Origin of the sequence: Aliivibrio salmonicida LFI1238 (assembly GCF_000196495.1) — a bacterium.
Classification (GTDB): Bacteria; Pseudomonadota; Gammaproteobacteria; order Enterobacterales; family Vibrionaceae; genus Aliivibrio; species Aliivibrio salmonicida.
The window spans coordinates 1,887,225-1,902,029 of record NC_011312.1 but is presented as its reverse complement, the minus strand read 5'-3'; the positions used below and the strand labels follow the sequence as shown (position 1 = coordinate 1,902,029).

Sequence of the window (14,805 nt, the reverse complement as noted above, 5' to 3'; positions counted from 1 at the left end):
TAGCGATGAAACCTCTTTATTTATTATTTGTCTCCGTGGCTTTTTTAACCGCTTGCCAGAGTACAAGTAAAACGAGTGAGCAACCAGATTCCATTCAAATGGTCGATCATGTTTATTTTATTGAAAAACAATCGGCTGAGCGTTTAGCGGCCTCAAGCCAACGATTGGCGGTTAAGTTTGCGGCTTATTGCACTAGTGGACAGCATAAAGGTGAGCTAACTGAACAATGGCAACAAACAATGGAAGCGTGGATGGCTTTACAAGGACAAGAGAGAGGTCCTGAGTCAGCATTATCATTAAATTGGAATATGCAATTCTGGCCTGATAAGAAAAACACCACAGGTAGAAAAATGAGCCAATTGCTGACTAAAGATCAAGAGTGGAATATCCCGGAGATCCAACAGCAAAGTGTGACAACTCAAGGAGTAGGGGCGATAGAGTGGTTGTTATTTGATAATGCCTCAACGTTACCAAGTGAAGGTTCGTGCGAATTAGGCAGTGCAATAACGAGTAACTTTTCATTAAACGCTCAGAAAATAGCACAAGCGTGGCAAACTAACCCGTGGGATGAAGTAGATGAAACCATGTGGTTAAATGAATACGTTGCGTTGCTTGCGAATCAACTTGATTACAGTATGAAAAAAATAAGCAGACCGTTAGCCAAAATAGGTCAACCGAGACCTTATTTTTCTGAGGCATGGCGTTCAGAAACCTCATTACTTATGCTGGAAAAAAACGTTGAGGCAATGCAGGCGTTGTATTTAGCAAATGGTTTCGGATTAGATCATCATTTGAGAATGGAAGGGCATGTAGATTTAGCGGATCGTATTGTTGACCATTTTTCATCTACGTTAGAAACGTGGCCTGAAAGTCCTTCTTTATTTACGACATTACAAAGTAAATCTGGATACCAACAAACCCTCTCTTTATACAATAAGTTAGAGTATTTGAAATACTTAATCCATGAAGAAGTTGCCATCGAATTGAACATCGCAATAGGATTTAATGCCACTGATGGAGATTAATAAGCAAAGACGGAGCTTATTGAAAGGTGGTGTTGGGGTGGTTACGTTGTCCCCTTGGTTAGCCGCTTGCTCTGCAATCAATACTCATGAGAAAAATGGTTCGCCATCACTGATCTCTTGTGCTCGTACTGCTAATGGGCACTTTAATGCGATTGTGGCTGACAGCGAGGGACTTCCTATTCATGCTATTCCTTTACCTGAAAGAGGGCATGGTGTTGCAATAAGCCCTGATGGTTCGCTCGCGGTTGCGTTTGCTCGTAGGCCCGGCAGTTATATGCAATTGTTTACTGTTAAAACGGGTGAGAGTTTTTCAATTACCGCGGCGATGCCTAATCGCTATTTTTATGGTCACGGTGTGTTTTCTTCTGATGGTAAGAGGTTGTATGTCACTGAGGGAGAGAAAAAGACCAGTAAAGGAATTGTAGGTGTTTACCACCTTTCAAATAATCAGTTAACGAAAGTGCATGAATTCACGGATTTTGGAATTGGTCCTCACGAAATTATAAAAGTCGATGACACCACATTGGCCATTGGGGTTGGTGGTGTGCATACCAAAGACAGAGAGCCGATGAATATTGAAACGATGATTCCTGCATTGGTGTATCTGTCTACGGTTACGGGGGAGGTTCTTGAAAGCGTAGGGCTAGCTGATCATAAGTTAAGTATTCGCCATTTATCATTAACGGATGATGGGCGAGTATTGTGTGGGCAACAATACCGTGGTGAACCCGAAGATGGAATGCCGTTAGTGGCCATCCATGAACGTGGTAAACCGTTAGTTCAATTAAATGCAGAACCAGAAGAATGGCTTAGATTTAATCATTACATTGCCAGTATCGCTGTATTGGGTGATCACGTGATTGCAACCTCTCCTAGGGGGAATTGCTATGGTGTGTGGGATTTAAAACAAAATACTTTGGTTGAGATTGTGACTTTAGTTGATGCCTCTGGTGTGGTGGTAAGTCGTAATCATCAAGATGTCCCACGATGGTATATCAGTTCAGGTGCCGGAAAGGTGGTTGGGCGAACCGAAAGTGGCGAGGTTGAAAGCCATCAAACAAGGGTGATGTGGGATAATCATTGGAGTAAAATTCTGGTCTGAATTCCACTTAAATAATAGTCATGTTATTCTTAGGATAATTCATTTAAGAAGAGATAAACATGAGCTTACAATATCAAATTATTCCGGTTACTGCTTATGAGCAAAACTGCTCTATTGTTTGGTGTGATGAAACAATGAAAGGAGTGGTGGTTGATCCTGGTGGTGATGTGGATCTTCTAAAACAAGCGATAGACGCATTGAATATCGATGTGGTTAGTTTGGTACTAACTCATGGTCACTTAGACCACGTTGGTGGCACAGAGCCTTTAGCTGCATTAACGGGTGCTCCAATTATTGGTCCGCATAAAGAAGATGAATTTTGGTTACAAGGGCTTCCAAGTCAAAGTCAACGATTTGGTTTTCCACATACCGATGCGTTTGAACCCAATCAATGGTTAGAGGAAGGCGATATTGTTGAATTTGGTAATCAAGCACTGCATGTGCTGCATACTCCGGGTCATACTCCCGGTCATGTAATACTGTTTAATCAAGAAGCTAAGATGGCATTTGTTGGTGATGTATTGTTTAAAGGTGCGATTGGTCGTTCTGATTTCCCTAAAGGTGATTACGAAACATTAATTGCATCAATTAAAACAAAACTGTGGCCTTTAGGTAATGAGATGAAATTTGTACCGGGACATGGACCTGAGTCTACGTTTGGTTATGAACGTAAAACAAATCCATTTGTAGCGGATGAATTGCCTCTTTGGTAAGTATTTTGGCAAAAGTGCCGCACTTTTCGCCATACAGTGCAGCCATGCCTATAAATATTGCGCGTTTTTTGGTATAAAACGCGCTTCGCCAATTCCGATACAACTATTTGAGTTTCATTTTAGGGATTGACATCTTTTTTCCGCTATCGTTTTCGAGCTTTATTGCTTTAAAATAGATATAGCGCAACGGAGTTTAAGTTTCATGAAAATTGCTCACAAACGTAAAGTACAGTCAAAGCTGCATAAACGTATTAAAGCAACTACACCAAAAACTGAAGTGAAAAAAGCGGTTAAACCTGCAAAAGTAGCTAAACCAGTTGAGAAAAAAGTGGAAGCAGTAGTTGTTGCAGCACCTACAGTGGCAGCAGTAGCGACGGACATCGCTCTAACGCCAAAGCAAAAGGCTGTATTTGATATTGTTTGCCAGAATCCTGAAGGTATCAATTCAAAAGAGATTGGCGTAGCTGCTGGTCAAGAAGAAGCAAAAGCGGCAGCATGGGCGACAGGTGGCTTGAAAAAGCTAGTTGAAGAAAACCTTGTTGTACGTGAACAACTTGCTGGTAATAAAGTAATTTACAAAGCAGCGTAATGTTTTAGTAAGTCGCTTTAAGACACAAAAAAGCCGAGATTGCCTCGGCTTTTTTGTGTCTGTAACTTTGTGTTTGGTAAGCGTGCGGGGAACTACACCTTGTCTTTTACATTCCAAGGTAAAAGTGAATCGATATCTGGCGATCCAACACATAAACGATCTAGACAATACCTAATATAATCGTAAGGGATTAATCCGTTTGCCTTTGCTGTTTCTACAATGCTGTAAAGCATTGCACTTGAATCTGCACCAGCCGTTGAACCCGAAAATAACCAGTTTTTCCGGCCGATAACAAACGGTTTAACCGCTCGCTCTGCTCGATTGTTATCAATAGATAACAATCCATCATCAATATAACGAACTAATTTATCCCATTGATTTAATGTATAGCTAATCGCCTCACCTAATTTTGTTTTAGGTGATACTCGACTAACTGCGCTATCAAGCCAATCACGGAGCTCTTTAAGTAAATCGCGGGCTTCTGTCTGCCTAGCAACATACTTGGCTTCAGGGGAAGCCTCTTTTAATAACGATTCGATCCGGTATAGCTTTTGGATTTTACTCAATACCCAATCTGCACTCCCTGTTTTCCCTTTTACTTGAACACGTTGAGCCTCAATAAATCGTCGACGTGCGTGTGCCCAACAGCCAACTAAAATCGCTTCAGTTTGTTCATAACCTTGGTAACCATCGGTATGTAAATACCCGTTATAACCTTTTAAAAAGTTAACTGGATGGTAGCCATGCCTGCTAGATTGATAATCATAAAGTACAATTCCAGGCAAAACACCAGAGCCTGGAGAATCATAGCCAGAGCAGTAGACCCACATATAACATTTTGCTTTTTCCACATCCAACACATTTACCGTTGTTTCATCACAATGCAGAGTGGGTTGTTCAAGCAAAATACGATGTAACTCGTTATTAAGAGGGGTAAATAGTACCGAGCATTTTATTAACCAATCCGCCATCGTTCGCCGTCCAATAATGATACCCCATTGCTGAAATAACGTTTCTTGACGATAAAGTGGAAGACTGTATTGAAATTTAGCCGTAATAATTTGAGCAAGTAAACTTGCGGTCGCAATCCCTTTAGGGATTGGTGACGCTGGCATTGGGGCTTGTTTAATGTCTACTGAAGTATTGTTTTTTTCACAATTTCGGCAAGCATATTTAGGACGAACATGTTGAATAACTTCCACTTTAGCTGGTACAAATTCCAACTTTTCACTGATGTCTTTACCCATCGCATGCATCTCTAGACCGCAACACTTACAAGTTTTATCTTTTATGTCGTGGATAATAACAGTACGCGGTAAGTCTTCAGGTAAGCGTTGGCGTTTTGGCTTTTGACGAGTGTAGGTAATCGTTTGTGTGTCATCATTTTCAATGATGATTTCTTCTTCTGTTTCATTGAATAAATCAAATTGAGTCGAGTCAGATTCACTGCTTTTACCAAAGCGCTGATGTTGAGCCAGCCGAAATTGCTCTAGAAGACGGTTATATTTATTTTCAAGCTGAAGCACAAGTGCTTTCAGCTCGTCAATGGTATCAGGAAGTGGTTTTATTTTATCAGTCATGTAGATGACTATATAACGATAATACAGGTAATCAATCGGTTGCCTCCTATTCTTGACTGAGAATAACTATTTAAAGGGTTGTTTGATAATGTACCGGTTGATGTCCTAAGATATCAAAACCTTGTAATAGCAGTGTCAGTTGCTGCTCTGATAATGCTAACGTATCGTTATTTATATTTCGTGGCCATTTGAAGCGGTCTTCATCTAATCGCTTGTACCATAAAGCGAATCCTGTTTTATCCCAATACAATATTTTGAGTTTATCACGAGGCTTATTGCAAAATATAAATAGAGCATCACTAAACGGTGATAGTTGCATTTCTTGCTCAACAATCACGACAAGGCCATTAATGGCCTTGCGAAAATCGACAAAATCACGATGAAGATAAATGGTGGAAACATCAGTAAATACATTCATGATTGATACCCTTTTAATAAGAGTCCTATCCAGTGAGGTTCAGTATTAGCTGGCAATGTTAATCGCAATTTTCCGATAGAAAGTTGAATATCTGGTAATTATGGAGTGGCGATGATAGTTGATGTTAACGCTTCTACTTTCAAGAAAGTAGAAGCGTTAATCTTTTGTTTCCCTTGTGCTTTACGTGCACTAAATGTCTTTGGCAGAATATTATGGTTACGACAAAATTCAGCGGCACTAAGCTTGCTAGATTGCTGAGATTCAAATAGAGCGTGCCATTGCTCTGGTGTTCTCTTTTTATCTTTTTGCATAATTAACCTGAATTCTGGATAAGGCTGAACTAATTGCCCACCTAACGATCAGATCTTTCGACCAAGAATTATTTGAACGTATTTTAAAAGGTGGGCAAGATGAATAAATTAGTTGATATATTTTGTGATGTCGATGATTTTTGTTATCAATTCTTATCTCAATGGGAAAAATACCTTGTTGAGGCTAGTGAGAGAAAAAGAAAACGTCAGTCAGTAATGTCTACTAGTGAATGTATGACTATTGTCATCGCTTTTCATCAATCAAATCATAGAGATTTCAAGAACTTCTATATCGGGTTAGTTCATCAATATTGGAAAGGATACTTTCCAAATTTACTTAGCTACACTCGATTTGTGAGCAAAATGCCTAGCCTAATCGCCCCAATGTGTGCCTATTTTCAATCTATCAAAGGTAAGCCGACTGGCATTGCTTTTGTTGACTCCACGAGTCTTAAAGTATGCCATAACATTCGAATTCCTCGCCATAAAGTCTTTGATGGTGTTGCGAAAAGAGGAAAAGGTACCATGGGATGGTTTTTCGGCTTCAAACTTCATTTATTGATTAACCATCTTGGAGAAATTATTTCGCTGAAAATCACAGCTGGCAATGTAAATGATAGGACTCCTGTACCTGATTTATGCAAAGAACTCTCGGGGAAATTGTACGCTGATAAAGGGTACATAGGTAAAAAGTTGAGTGAGAGCTTAAAGAACTCTGATGTCGATTTAGTGACTACCTCGCGAAAAAACATGAAAGCAAAAGAGATAAGTGCTTTTGATAAGGCTATGTTATCAAAGAGATACATTATCGAAACGATAAATGACCAATTGAAGAATATCTCTCAAATTGAACATAGCCGTCATCGTAGCGTGACTGGTTTCATGCTAAATGTAATTTCAGGCGTTGTGGCTTATTGTTTAAAAAAACAAAAGCCACGAATTAAGCTATCAGAATGTGAATTTGAACTAATCCTCGCTTAAAGCATGTTTTATCCAGAATTCAGGTTAATTACGTTCTCGTTAAATGAAAGATCGTAAGATACGCATAATGAATTTTATTTGTTAGGTGTAGTTCCCCGCACGCTTACTGTGTTTGTAATCTAGTTAAGCATTCTAATTAACATAAACACCAGATTATTCTCTTTGTTAAAATCAGACTCATATGACATTAATTAGATGAGCTATTTGCGATGTCGCGATTAATCTGTTGATTATTAAAATGAAAAGATAATGACTGGAATCAGGATTAGGTAGAGCGAATTTTAGATATAAAAAAAGACACCGCTTAGGATGTAATGCCGATCATTTAAGGTAAATATGATCGGTTGACCGATCCTTTTTAGATGTCAAAATCCAAGTGTATTTTATGCACTTGGATTTTTTTATGGATGTTTCTCAAGCTCTAAACATAATCAATGACTGGAAACCTAGCAACGTAGAGACTCTCGCTGATTTACTTCCAATCCATCTGATTGATGAGGCTTATTCTCTCACTGATACGGTGACGATGAGGAAGCGAAAGCTTACTCTTGAATCAATGGTATGGTTACTTGTTGGTATGGCTATCTATAACAATAAATCCATGAAGGATTTAGTTAATCAGCTTGATATTGTAGACCGTACAGGTAAAGCTTTTGTCGCTCCTAGTGCCCTTACTCAGCGCCGAAAAAATCTAGGTGAAGCAGCAATGAAAGCAGTCTTTGAGCGAATGACAAGTTCCTGGCTTAAGAGTGCTAATCTTCCTAAATGGAATGGACTAACTCTCTTAGGCGTTGATGGTGTTGTATGGAGAGCACCTGATAACCAGAAAAATGAAGAGGCTTTTTCTCGCCAAAAAGGAACTCAATATCCACAGGTAAGAATGGTTTGCCAAATGGAGCTAAGCAGTCATCTTATTACAGCGAGCGCTTTCGATAATTACAATACAAATGAAATGATATTGGCAGAGAAGTTAATAGATAGTACACCTGACCATAGCGTAACTATGTTCGATAAGGGGTTCTATTCATTAGGATTACTACATAAATGGCAGATGACAGGCTCAGAGCGTCACTGGCTTATTCCCCTTAAAAAAAATACTCAATATGAAATAATTCGATCGCTAGGTCGTAATGACAAACTTGTTATTCTTCGGAGTAACCCAAGAGCAAGAAAACTGTTTTCTAATTTACCTGAAACGATGACTGCTCGTCTCGTGACTCGAAAAATTAAAGGAAAAGATTATCAAGTTCTGACGTCAATGATTGACCCATTACGTTACCCATTGAAAGATATAGTCGGTCTTTATGAGCATCGTTGGGAAATAGAATTGGGTTACCGAGAGCAGAAACAATACATGTTAGGAAATCGCTTAACACTACGAAGCCGTCTGCCTGAATTAGTGAAACAAGAACTATGGGGTATCTTGTTGACTTATAATTTAATTCGCTACCAAATGGTAGAGCTTTGCTTTAATTTAAAAGGAAATTATCTCCCTTATCAATTGAGTTTTAATGGGACACTTGCTCATGTATCTGCATTATTAGTTGGTTTACCATACTCAACGCCAGGAGCGATCCCTCGACAATTAAAAGGCTTCCACCAGATGGCTGAAAGCTTAATACTTGATAGGCGAAGGGAAAGAACATTCCCTCGAATGGTAAAACCAAGACCTCAACGATATGCCAGAAACAAGAATGCCATTCACCCTTAAGTGAACGGCATTACCGCTTAGGATGTCTTTTTTTTAGTGTCTATACGCTTAGAATTTTAATTTAACTTCAAGGCCGACAAATTGGTCGGTGTAAGGCATGCCTGCATCATAAGCAAATTGTGCCGCATCACCATTACTAAACCAAGCATTATAAGCAAGGTTAACTTCAGTATCTCCACCCCATGCATCGGTTACCCAATAATGAATATGACCCACTGGGTTTAAGAAGAATAAGCTGACGCTACCTAATGTGTCTGATCCTAATACTTCGCCACCATTTGCCGTGATACTAAGCTCTTGTTGCAGCATTAGCTCACCAACAACGGCACCAAAGAAAGGCGTTACAAATAAATCTTGAATTGATGGGACTTCAGCAAATGCTTCTACACCATATTCCCAGAAAAAAGTAGACATCGTTGTTGAGTATAGGAACGATTCAAATTCATTAAAACCGGCATGTCGAGCTGCGGTATAGTACACACCACCAAAATAAGGGTGCATTACATAGTTTAAGAAATGCTCATCTTTATCCCAAACAGGACCCGCTGTGACATTATCTTTCCATTTAGAGCCAAGACCTTTAAGACTTGAATCTTCAGAATCCCATTTAGTGATACTTTCTGGTAGAAATGTCATTAAACCAACAGTGGCAACACTTAAGCCAAGGATTGTATAGGATTGCGCGAGTAAGTAATCCCAATCTCGTTGATCAGATACGCGTAGATAATGGGGGACTTGTTCTGTCGCGAAATCGTTATTATCCGCTTTTTTTGATGGCGTCACATCACCCGCTAACCGTACAGGGGAGAAATCAAATGAAGCCGCAGAGCAATAGCTTGAATAAATGTTGCTAGAACAATCACTTTTATAATCGATGTCATAAGCGCTGTTAGTATCAAGTGCAAATGCTTGTGTTGACGCAGTGCACCCTAAAAGCAAACTGGCTATTGCTTGTTTTTTCACTGAAAGTCCTTAACTATATTAAATACGAGCTAGGTCACAATTATCTACTATTAGAGATAAAATGCAAAACATAAAAGTAAAAACACTCATAAAAACGAGTGTTTATAACTTTTAATGATAGTTCAGACTTCAATTAATAAAACTATTATTAGTCATTATATTTAGAGTGATACCACTATTTGGCAGCCAATTATTGTTATTCCAAGGATGACCGCTACGATTAACCCCAAGTTCTTACTTGCTACTTGGTAATGAGTGCCTGTATGTACTTTTCGTGCAGAAACAACCAAAGCAACAGGCAAAAATAACGCTAAAATAACAAGTGCAATAGCGGCATACCCTAGTGCCATAATAAATCCTTGTGGATAAAACAAAGCAAATAACAAGGGAGGAGTGTAAGTTAGTAATGCCGTAATAATGGTAGATTGTTGCCATTTTTTAGATGAATCACGTAAAAAGTCAAACAATCCAAGACTGACTCCTATAAATGACGTGATCAAAGCGAGATCGGCAAATAAGGACAAGGCTTGTTGAATGTAAGCTTTATCTATCGAGTTTTGAATCGTCGTTATAAAGGCGGTTAAGCTATTTATCGTTGAGAATTCACTTTGCGACAATAGACCAAGTGTAATGCCTTGCCAAAAAAGGTAAATGACAAGTGGAATTGATGATCCAACCAATAAACTGATTTTAATTTTCTTAATATCAAGTTCTAAGTATTTCACTATCGAAGGAATACTTCCGTGGAAACCAAAAGAGGTAAACACTACAGGTAAAGCCGTAATGAAAACGCCTTGTTCAACCGGTAATGCTAATAAGTACTCGCCACTAATATTCGGGGTTAAGAAGAAGAGTATCGCAATTAGCATTACGATTTTTAAGCTAAATAACCCACGATTAATAAAATCGACGGTTTTTGTGCCTAGTGAAATAATGAACGCGATAATAAGGGTGAATAGAATCGTTGAACTCGTTTTCGATAATGAAATAAAAGAGAGTTGATTAATTTTGGTGTGAAATTGCTCACTGCCTCCGGCAATGTAAGCGGCACATAAAGCGTAAAAAAGAAAAAGCATCGAAAAGGTAGCCAGTCGTTGTCCATTCTTTCCCAGAAACTGCAAAGCTAAGCTATGCAATGTTGCTGAACGATCACTGTGCTGATGAACTTCTAGCATCAGCAAACTCGTATAGCTCATCACTGCCCAAATGGCTATCATTAATACACTTGCTGTAAAGAATCCAAGACTTGCCGAGACTAATGGCAAGGCTAGCATGCCTGCACCGATGGTCGTTCCTGCAATTATAAGTGAACTTCCGAATACTTTTGACTTCATAGACTGTCTCTTTTCTTCTGTAATACTTTGTTAGTGATGCGAATGTACTGCCTATTTATCTCTAATTCAAATTATTGTAATAATAAGAATACACTAGGTGTAAACTTATTATTACAAAATGTTAAGTGTGCTTAAATACGGTAATATTTACTCAACATCATAGTTTTTGAATAGCCTAATGTGATAAATTAGAGGTAATTATAGAAATATCAAAGAGGAAAAGTGCATGTTGCAAATTGCAATGATCAGCACAGGAGAGGAAGTCTTACATGGCGACATTGTTGACACCAATGCAGCATGGATGTCTCAGTTATTTTATCAGCATGGGTTTAAGTTATCTAACCGCTCAACGGTTGGGGATAACATAGATTCATTGGTTTCTGAAATTCAGCATCAAAGTCAAAATGCCTCTATTGTGATTGTTAATGGGGGGTTAGGCCCTACCTCTGATGATATTTCTGGAGAAGCGGCTGCGAAAGTAATGAACTGTCCACTTGTGATGTCACAATATTGGCTAGATCGCATGCAGGCTCGTTATTTAGAGCAGGGTAAAGAGATGCCACGGAGTAACATTAAACAAGCAATGTTACCTGAAGGTGCTCAGTTGATTGAGAACCCTGTTGGTACTGCGTGTGGTTTCTTCATTGAATTAAATAAAACAATCGTTATCTTTACTCCAGGCGTCCCATCGGAGTTTAAAGTAATGGTTGAGCATCAAATCTTGCCACGTATGAAACAATGGCATCCAATGACTGAAGCGTCTGAATGCAGCCGATTGTTTACGTTTGGTTTATCAGAATCGGGTATTCAGGATAAGCTTCAAAGTGTACGACTTCCGCATGGTTTTGATATTGGATACCGTTCTTCGTTACCCTTTATTGAAGTGAAATTATTTGGTCCGGCAAATCATGATGGACGCTTCCCTACGTTAGAGACGATATATCACCTTCTAGGGGACAACGTTGTTAGTGTTGATGAATCAATGCTCCCTAATGTTGGTGCATTACTGTCTGAATTTATGCTGAACTTTACGGTTGCGGAGCAGGCGACGGGTGGGTGGTTAACCAATTGGTTGCAAGAAGATGAACAAATTCGCTCTTGCATGAAGCAGGGTTGGATTTTATCTTCTAAAATTGATCAGCAAATGGCAGGGCAAGATCCACTGGCTGCTGCTTTAGCACTGGCGGCGGCAACACGAGAGAGAACTCAAACGTCAATTGGTTTAGCTTCTGGTCCTATGTTTAATGGCAAAGTTGCTGTTGCATTATCAACGGCTTATGGCGAATGGGGACAGTTAATCAGCCTAAAGCGTGATTATAATTATAATGATATGCGTTCATTAGTCTCGACACTCATGTTAGATATGCTGCGTCGTTGTTTAGAAAAGAAACCGATGTTTGGTCAATATGAATCGATAAATCGTGAATCAGAAATTTACGTACCACAGAGTGCATTATAGTTTAACGTATTGATGTGCTTGATAACCGAATAATGCGATCCTAGAAGGGTCGTTTTTTTATGCTTTTTTTGCGAGAGTTTGGAACGTAAGATCGTCGATAACAAGATCTGTTTTTGCTGTACAAACGCAAGGCAATATTTCATTAGGGGCTAAAAAAGCAAGTGGGAACGTAGAGTAACTGACTTCTCCAGACACTAACGTGCACCGGCAAGTGCCACAGTCACCGTTACGGCAGTGTGATTCGACGACCATGCCTTGTTGTTCCATCATTTCTAGCAAAGAAACATTGGGCTGGTTGGTGATCGTTATTATTTTATTTATGTATATTTTCATTGTTTGATTAAGGGTTCTAAAAATAGAATAGTGACTATAACATAGTTTAAAAATGAATTAATGCCTTAAGGTTTCAGCGTTTAATTTGGTAAATTGAGACCGCTCACAAAACTGATTTCGGCCGTTTCGCTTTGCATGGTAGAGCGCTTTATCTGATTCATCAATCAATTGATTTAGCGTGATGTTTTTTTCATTATCAGATAAATAAGCAATGCCAACTGACGCCGAAACGTAGGTTGAGCATGTTGAATTTTTATGTGGAATTTGCAGAGATGTAAGTTCTTCAAGCATACAAGATAGTTTATGCTGTGTTTTTTCTTGATCAATGCCTTCTAATAAAGCAAAAAACTCATCCCCACCATAGCGGTAGACATTTGTGGTTAAGCTGTAAAAATATTTTTTGATAATATTACTGACTTGAATTAATACCTCGTCGCCAGCAACGTGCCCATAAGTATCGTTGTATTCTTTATAATGGTCGATATCAATCATTACCCCTGTGAAGTATTTTATTTTTTGAGACTTTAATTGCTGAAAATGAATGTCTAGGGATTTTCTATTCCAAACTTGCGTAAGATGATCGGTTTGAGATAACGCTAAAAGTTGTTGTCTGTTTTGTTGATTTTCAAGTGATATAGAGATGTAGCTAATCAGTTGAGAAAATAGCTCAAAATGAAAGGCTTGGTATTGGTAGCTCTCTTTTGCTTGAATTGTAAATACCGCATTTACTTCATTATTAATAAAAATAGGGGCAAACATCGCAGAGTGAAAGTTAACTTTCTTATTGCAGCTATCTCCTAGTAAGGTTATTTTTTCTTCACAAGTCATGTGATTAAAATAAAATGGGGTTGCGGTACTAATACAATAGCTCATGTAAGTTGCTTCTTTATCACAATGAGTGACATAGGGGGCATCTACAATAGTAGAGTCATCTAAATAATGAATGACTATCTCATTTTTATGTTGTTCGTAAAACCCTAACGCGAGAGTGTCTGTTTGAAATAATGAAGAAAGGTCATGTTGTATCTTTGGTAAGATACTTTGTATATCAGTCGAGGTACTAATATATTGGCCAATTTTATTAATAACCGCCAGATTGTCTGATAAGGCTTTCATTGTACTTAATTCAAGTTTAGTGGTGTTTAAACGGTATAATTGTTGTAGGTACTCATTTTCGCGTTTTAAGAGTTCACGTCTTGAATTAAGAAGAGAGGAGGTGAGTGTTTTATAGTGCTCCTCTCTAATTGTAATATCTTTAATATCTTGAATTCTAAGTAGAATAATATCGTTGAAACCATCAATTAATTTATCACTCTCTAACGATTTAGCAATGACTAACCCTTGTTGAATATAATCATCAAGAACATCAAATTTATTGTTACTCGTAAGAAAATGGCAGTATTCTAAAATCATTTCTGATAGATAATAATCGTTGTTAGATGCTTTCATATTTTCAATTGAAAGTAAGTGGTACTCTTCCGCTTTGTTACTGTCTTCTTGGTTGCCTGCAATCTCTGCATTGATTTTATAATAAAAACCTAAGTATCTGGCTTCATTTTTTATTACTGGGTACAAGGAAGATAAAATAATTTCGGCTTCTGAAAAGTGGAATTGTTTGGCTTTAATTTCTGCAATATTAAACAGAGGGAGCGCGGCTGATCCTTGAGGGCCATATTTTTTTTAAGGTTTCTGCGGCGGAAGATAAATAAGTGAGAGCTTCAGTGAAGTTACCAAGTTGACGAAAAATATCCCCAATATTATTTTTAATAATAGCGCAGATATAATGATCGCAAAATTGTTGTGATTTTTCTGCTTTCGTTAAAAATTTATTCGCATAGAAATAATTACCGAGCATGCCATAAAGAGTACCAATATTATAATGGCAAAAGCAGATCAAAAATTCTTGGTTGGTTTGTTGAGCAAGACTGATCGCATCAAAAAAAGTACTGATAGCGGCGATGAGTTTGCCTGTTCGGGCTTGCATATAGGCTGTGAAAATTAATTCAAATTCTTGAGGGATCAATCGATTTAGCTTCGATGCTTCCACTTCAATTGTGTTGAGTTGAAATTGCACTTGCTGTTTTGATGATGCCATTGGCAGTTGGCGTACTTGCTCAAGTAAGTAATCATTCCATTGATTAATAGCCATAATTTCAATCTATAGTCCTTGTGTAATTACAAGATATTATGCCATAAGGATAGGGTTACATGAAGTGATGTCTCATTTTTAGGCGGGGTTAGTATGATTTTTGTGCGCTTTATCATTGTTGTAAATAAGCCGAGTTA

15 protein-coding genes are annotated in these 14,805 nt (G+C 38.3%); 7 read left to right on the top strand and 8 right to left on the bottom strand.

Features of this window, described 5'->3' with window-relative positions:
* Positions 1-5 precede the first annotated feature (5 nt).
* The 4 genes from VSAL_RS09420 (at position 6) to VSAL_RS09405 (ending at position 3,429) form a co-directional block, all read left to right on the top strand.
* Positions 6-1,025, top strand: coding sequence for an imelysin family protein (locus tag VSAL_RS09420; protein WP_012550372.1), 1,020 nt, complete (start codon positions 6-8; stop codon positions 1,023-1,025).
* Positions 1,006-2,127: a DUF1513 domain-containing protein gene (locus VSAL_RS09415; protein ID WP_012550371.1), complete on the top strand. Its 1,122-nt coding sequence runs from the start codon at positions 1,006-1,008 to the stop codon at positions 2,125-2,127. Before VSAL_RS09420 ends, VSAL_RS09415 begins: the two co-directional genes overlap by 20 nt.
* A 59-nt stretch (positions 2,128-2,186) precedes the next feature.
* Positions 2,187-2,840 (top strand): MBL fold metallo-hydrolase, encoded by a 654-nt coding sequence (locus VSAL_RS09410; protein WP_012550370.1) that lies wholly within the window; start codon positions 2,187-2,189, stop codon positions 2,838-2,840.
* Between the two features lie 202 nt (positions 2,841-3,042).
* Positions 3,043-3,429, top strand: coding sequence for a hypothetical protein (locus VSAL_RS09405; protein WP_012550369.1), 387 nt, complete (start codon positions 3,043-3,045; stop codon positions 3,427-3,429).
* A 92-nt stretch (positions 3,430-3,521) separates the two neighbouring features.
* On the opposite strand, the gene VSAL_RS09400 is transcribed toward VSAL_RS09405, so the two are convergent.
* The 3 genes from VSAL_RS09400 to tnpA form a co-directional block, all read right to left on the bottom strand.
* A complete protein-coding gene (locus tag VSAL_RS09400) occupies positions 3,522-5,009 on the bottom strand; it encodes an IS66-like element ISVsa2 family transposase (RefSeq protein WP_012549008.1) in 1,488 nt (495 codons plus the stop codon).
* A gap of 70 nt (positions 5,010-5,079) precedes the next feature.
* Complete coding sequence (gene tnpB / locus VSAL_RS09395) at positions 5,080-5,427, bottom strand: IS66 family insertion sequence element accessory protein TnpB (protein WP_012548924.1); 348 nt, start codon at positions 5,425-5,427, stop codon at positions 5,080-5,082.
* Between the two features lie 98 nt (positions 5,428-5,525).
* A complete protein-coding gene (gene tnpA / locus VSAL_RS09390) occupies positions 5,526-5,738 on the bottom strand; it encodes an IS66 family insertion sequence element accessory protein TnpA (RefSeq protein ID WP_044583275.1) in 213 nt (70 codons plus the stop codon).
* A 99-nt stretch (positions 5,739-5,837) separates the two neighbouring features.
* On the opposite strand from tnpA, the gene VSAL_RS09385 reads away from it, so the two are divergent.
* Entirely contained in the window at positions 5,838-6,719 is an 882-nt protein-coding gene (locus tag VSAL_RS09385) for an IS982-like element ISVsa6 family transposase (protein WP_012548944.1), read from the top strand.
* Between the two features lie 403 nt (positions 6,720-7,122).
* Complete coding sequence (locus tag VSAL_RS09380; RefSeq protein WP_012549425.1) at positions 7,123-8,430, top strand: IS4 family transposase; 1,308 nt, start codon at positions 7,123-7,125, stop codon at positions 8,428-8,430.
* A gap of 48 nt (positions 8,431-8,478) precedes the next feature.
* On the opposite strand, the gene VSAL_RS09375 is transcribed toward VSAL_RS09380, so the two are convergent.
* The gene (locus VSAL_RS09375) at positions 8,479-9,393 is read right to left on the bottom strand and encodes a DUF3943 domain-containing protein (RefSeq protein ID WP_012550368.1); all 915 of its coding nucleotides are present in this window, start codon (positions 9,391-9,393) and stop codon (positions 8,479-8,481) included.
* Between the two features lie 161 nt (positions 9,394-9,554).
* Positions 9,555-10,727 carry an aromatic amino acid transport family protein gene (locus VSAL_RS09370; protein ID WP_012550367.1) on the bottom strand — a complete coding sequence of 391 codons (1,173 nt, stop codon included), beginning with the start codon at positions 10,725-10,727 and terminating at the stop codon, positions 9,555-9,557.
* 226 nt (positions 10,728-10,953) lie between these two features.
* On the opposite strand from VSAL_RS09370, the gene VSAL_RS09365 reads away from it, so the two are divergent.
* Positions 10,954-12,186 (top strand): CinA family nicotinamide mononucleotide deamidase-related protein, encoded by a 1,233-nt coding sequence (locus tag VSAL_RS09365; RefSeq protein ID WP_012550366.1) that lies wholly within the window; start codon positions 10,954-10,956, stop codon positions 12,184-12,186.
* Positions 12,187-12,243: 57 nt separating this feature from the next.
* On the opposite strand, the gene yfaE is transcribed toward VSAL_RS09365, so the two are convergent.
* From yfaE to VSAL_RS23875, 3 genes are all read right to left on the bottom strand, one after another.
* Positions 12,244-12,519 (bottom strand): class I ribonucleotide reductase maintenance protein YfaE, encoded by a 276-nt coding sequence (yfaE, locus tag VSAL_RS22825; RefSeq protein WP_012550365.1) that lies wholly within the window; start codon positions 12,517-12,519, stop codon positions 12,244-12,246.
* 57 nt (positions 12,520-12,576) lie between these two features.
* Positions 12,577-14,094 carry a sensor domain-containing diguanylate cyclase gene (locus VSAL_RS09360; RefSeq protein WP_231850830.1) on the bottom strand — a complete coding sequence of 506 codons (1,518 nt, stop codon included), beginning with the start codon at positions 14,092-14,094 and terminating at the stop codon, positions 12,577-12,579.
* A gap of 61 nt (positions 14,095-14,155) precedes the next feature.
* Positions 14,156-14,668, bottom strand: a complete 513-nt coding sequence (locus VSAL_RS23875; RefSeq protein ID WP_231850829.1) for a tetratricopeptide repeat protein — start codon at positions 14,666-14,668, stop codon at positions 14,156-14,158.
* Positions 14,669-14,805: the final 137 nt, after the last annotated feature.

What these genes read in the sequence shown, in the direction of transcription:
- VSAL_RS09420 (WP_012550372.1), top strand. Translation starts at nt 6, where the DNA reads ATGAAACCTCTTTATTTATTATTTGTCTCCGTGGCTTTTTTAACCGCT.
- VSAL_RS09415 (WP_012550371.1), top strand. Translation starts at nt 1,006, where the DNA reads ATGCCACTGATGGAGATTAATAAGCAAAGACGGAGCTTATTGAAAGGT.
- VSAL_RS09410 (WP_012550370.1), top strand. Translation starts at nt 2,187, where the DNA reads ATGAGCTTACAATATCAAATTATTCCGGTTACTGCTTATGAGCAAAAC.
- VSAL_RS09405 (WP_012550369.1), top strand. Translation starts at nt 3,043, where the DNA reads ATGAAAATTGCTCACAAACGTAAAGTACAGTCAAAGCTGCATAAACGT.
- VSAL_RS09400 (WP_012549008.1), bottom strand. Translation starts at nt 5,009, where the DNA reads ATGACTGATAAAATAAAACCACTTCCTGATACCATTGACGAGCTGAAA.
- tnpB (WP_012548924.1), bottom strand. Translation starts at nt 5,427, where the DNA reads ATGAATGTATTTACTGATGTTTCCACCATTTATCTTCATCGTGATTTT.
- tnpA (WP_044583275.1), bottom strand. Translation starts at nt 5,738, where the DNA reads ATGCAAAAAGATAAAAAGAGAACACCAGAGCAATGGCACGCTCTATTT.
- VSAL_RS09385 (WP_012548944.1), top strand. Translation starts at nt 5,838, where the DNA reads ATGAATAAATTAGTTGATATATTTTGTGATGTCGATGATTTTTGTTAT.
- VSAL_RS09380 (WP_012549425.1), top strand. Translation starts at nt 7,123, where the DNA reads ATGGATGTTTCTCAAGCTCTAAACATAATCAATGACTGGAAACCTAGC.
- VSAL_RS09370 (WP_012550367.1), bottom strand. Translation starts at nt 10,727, where the DNA reads ATGAAGTCAAAAGTATTCGGAAGTTCACTTATAATTGCAGGAACGACC.
- VSAL_RS09365 (WP_012550366.1), top strand. Translation starts at nt 10,954, where the DNA reads ATGTTGCAAATTGCAATGATCAGCACAGGAGAGGAAGTCTTACATGGC.
- yfaE (WP_012550365.1), bottom strand. Translation starts at nt 12,519, where the DNA reads ATGAAAATATACATAAATAAAATAATAACGATCACCAACCAGCCCAAT.
- VSAL_RS23875 (WP_231850829.1), bottom strand. Translation starts at nt 14,668, where the DNA reads ATGGCTATTAATCAATGGAATGATTACTTACTTGAGCAAGTACGCCAA.